Annotated in this window: 5 protein-coding genes; 4 read left to right on the top strand and 1 reads right to left on the bottom strand. The window is 65.3% G+C overall.

Translation table 11 applies throughout. From position 1 onward, the window contains the following. Positions 1-174: 174 nt before the first annotated feature. A complete protein-coding gene (locus ACFQPD_RS10010) occupies positions 175-783 on the bottom strand; it encodes a hypothetical protein (protein WP_385900479.1) in 609 nt (202 codons plus the stop codon). 504 nt (positions 784-1,287) lie between these two features. Between ACFQPD_RS10010 and ACFQPD_RS10015 the strand changes: the two genes are divergently transcribed. From ACFQPD_RS10015 to ACFQPD_RS10030, 4 genes are all read left to right on the top strand, one after another. Next, positions 1,288-1,515, top strand: coding sequence for a hypothetical protein (locus ACFQPD_RS10015; RefSeq protein WP_040284067.1), 228 nt, complete (start codon positions 1,288-1,290; stop codon positions 1,513-1,515). 5 nt (positions 1,516-1,520) lie between these two features. Next, the gene (locus ACFQPD_RS10020) at positions 1,521-1,790 is read left to right on the top strand and encodes a hypothetical protein (RefSeq protein ID WP_353082641.1); all 270 of its coding nucleotides are present in this window, start codon (positions 1,521-1,523) and stop codon (positions 1,788-1,790) included. A 380-nt stretch (positions 1,791-2,170) separates the two neighbouring features. Then, positions 2,171-2,413: a hypothetical protein gene (locus ACFQPD_RS10025; RefSeq protein ID WP_385900481.1), complete on the top strand. Its 243-nt coding sequence runs from the start codon at positions 2,171-2,173 to the stop codon at positions 2,411-2,413. Positions 2,414-2,691: 278 nt separating this feature from the next. Beyond that, on the top strand, positions 2,692-2,988 hold the full coding sequence (locus ACFQPD_RS10030; RefSeq protein WP_385900483.1) for a hypothetical protein: 297 nt from the start codon (positions 2,692-2,694) through the stop codon (positions 2,986-2,988). Positions 2,989-3,128 lie beyond the last annotated feature (140 nt).

A 3,128-nucleotide genomic window follows, 5' to 3' on the forward strand; every position in this document is an offset into this window, starting at 1 on the left:
CCTCCCCACGACCAGCGGGCGCACGGTCTGCCGCAAGACCTCAAACAGCGATCAGAAGAGGAGAGTGCTGACCCGCCAGCCGCTACAGGACCGAGCCTGCCAGAAGCTCGGCTGGAACCCACTAGAAGAGGATGTTCGGAGTCGGTAGCCTCCGACCATGCCGCCCGGACGCCGTCAACCCGACCGTGGCATGGACCTCGGGCCTGAGGCTGGTGACTTCCCGGCCAGTGCCGCAATAGATGACGTCATGTCCCGGACGAAGGCATCCAGAACGGGAGGAGCGACTCGCTCCAGGGACAGGTACGGGTTGAGGTCCTCAAGCTCGACGAGGAGGAGGCCGCCGTCCCGTGTGCGGCAGGCGTCCACGCGCTGGATCCCGTGCTCGATGTCGTTCCAGTCGATGAACCGCTGCGCGAAGGACAGATCGGCCTGGGTCGGTTCGTAGGGTTCGAGCAACCATCGCTGCTCTGCATGGGGCGCGTAGAGCGCATACTCGAAGGTGCGGTCGACGAAGTAGAACGACACCTCGTAGTCGAAGTCGACGCGAGGCTGCACCAGCAGGTCCTCGAAGCTCAGCCCTCGCAACCGGTCGGGTTCGACGAACTGTAGACCGACCGAATCAGCGCCGTACTTGGGCTTTGCCACGTACTGGACCGCCGGCGGCAACTGGTCGAGGTCCTGGAGCCGTTCGACCGTGGGAATGACCGGATAGCCGGCGCGGTACAGGTCGGGCAGGTACTGCTTCCCGATCATGTCGGCCTTGCCCGTCAGTTCGTTGAACACCCGGGTACCGGCCCTGCAGGGCGCGGCTGCGGAACTCGTCGTGGTGCCCTTGGTAGTGGATGACGGGGCCGCTGTTGCGAACGACGACCACGTCGAAGGAGTCCATGAAGACGACCGCGTCCTTGGGGTGGCACAGGGCGATGTCGAAGTCAGAGCGAAGGCGATCGGACAAGAACACGTCCTCGTCGCCATAGCGACGCCCCCGCGCCTGGTACGCCAGATCAGTCACGTACAAGACGCGGATCCTGTGCGGCGACAGGGATTCGCCGTCGTGGTCAGTCATGGCTGCAGTCTCACCAACCCACGCGAAAAAGTCCAAGACGCCGGGCGTTGCGCCGATCGGATCGCGCTCACGCGCGAGGAGAGGTCACCTGACCACCACGCGGAACCCAAGCACGCCATAGGGAGGCTCAGGCGCCTCGCCCCCCACGAGCGCACAGGTCGCGACAGATCAGGATGTTCCCGACACTTGACCCGCTCATGTTCGCAAGTTACCTTGGATCGATGGAGGATCCAGTCATCGCCCCGTCCGCCCTCAAGCATGGCCTGGGTGAACATGAGATCCTCCACGCCTACCGCAACCCGGTCCGGATCTGGGATCTCGGCGACGGGTTCACCATGATCGTGGGTCCCAACCAGTCCGCGATCTTCTTGGAGGTCGGCTATGTCGATGGCGATCAAGTGCACGTCATCGTCCACGCAATGAAAGCCCGCGAGAAGTTCCTGAGGTGATGACCATGCCACGCACTGTTGACGAGATCCTGCAGCACGCCGACGAGCTGGCGGCGCGCTTCGAGTCCTACGAACCCAACCCAGACGACGAACTCGACGCCGGTGCAGTAGCCCTGCTCCGAGCAGCGGTCGCGGAGCGATCCGAAGCCGAGCGCCACGTGATTGACGCCATCCGCGCAGCCCGCGAAGCCGGCATGCCATGGTCAGCGATCGGCGCCTTCGTCGGCACCAGCGGAGAGGCCGCCCGCCAGCGCTACGCAAGCAAGGTCGCCTGACGCACCAGGTGCGGCATGTACGGATGTTCGGCAGTCCCACGGCCGACCGGTTCGGAGCCCAGCGAGCGTGCCGTCGTGTCAGTCGGATGCCCGCAGCAGCGCCTACACCTTCGGAAGTGCGTGTGACCAATCGGCATCAAGGAGCTGGTTGATCAGACCTACGTACTGCGCCCGATCGAAAGCCAGATCCCGATCCCCAGGCCAGTCCCGCCCCGGATCATGAGGCGCGTACGGCTTTTAGCGCGATCCCCGATGTCACCGCCACGATCCCGCCCCAGGTGGGCGCAGCCGCGACCTGGACTCTCGCCGACTCCGAGCGCGTGACCGCTACGTCGACGACCGTCACTATCGAGGTCACTCGCGCAGAGTGCTCCAGCGGGGTGACCGGAGCGATCGCCCAGCCAGTTGTCTCACTCGGCATCGACGACATCATCATCCGGGTCGACGCCGAACCGCTCCCTGGCAACGAGCCCCAGAACTGCCAGGGCAACGACAGCGTCCAGATGACCGTTTCCCTTCACGAGCCCATCGGCGATCGCGCCCTGGTCGACGCCGCCTGCCTCGAAGGCCCGGCAGTCCGCACCAGCTTCTGCGAAACCGGAGCCACCCGCTGGAGCCCATGACGTCGCCAAGCGACTGTGGCCCACGGTGGCCCCAGGTCTGCTGTCGCTGGTCGCTGTCACTGCGTGGTGTGCATCCTTGGCTGTGCAGCCCTCCGTCGGGCCGTGAGCGCACTCAGCTCCTCAGCTCCGAGCCTCACCGCGTGGGAAGCGATGTCGGCAGACATCGGGTCATTTGGCTCCGGAGCCCGATCTGGTTTCGCGGCATGGACCCACTCCGACGGGCGGGGTGTTCCCAGCTGCAGGGTCCGAGAGGGCTGGCCCGCTGTCAGACTGGGCCCATGGAACGCGTAATGCCGCCCGCGGAAGAGCGGTTCGACCCGATCACCGGGCGGTGGATCAACGATCCACTTCCCGATCCCGCCCGAGCCTGGATTAACCCAGCCGGCGACGCTCCCGTGACCGTCGTCGGCGAGATCCCGCCTGAACTCTCCGAGCACGACAGGCCACCCACCCCCGGCTCCACCGCTGTAGAGACGCGGGCCACGCGAACCCAGCGCCTGCGTTGGCTGATCATCGTCGTGTTGGTGGTCGCGATCATCGCGCTCGGAATCGCGACACTTATCGCCACGGCGTAGACGCAGCATCAATCGCAGGCCCACGAGTTCGACGTCGAAGACCCGCCGACTCAAGCCCAGGATCACGATCGCGCGAACCCGACCGAATCAGACTTCTCAAGGCGGAGCGCAGCTGGACATGCAAACGCGAGAAACGTACG

This window comes from Tessaracoccus sp. O5.2 (assembly GCF_964266725.1).
Classification (GTDB): domain Bacteria; phylum Actinomycetota; class Actinomycetes; order Propionibacteriales; family Propionibacteriaceae; genus Arachnia; species Arachnia lapidicapta.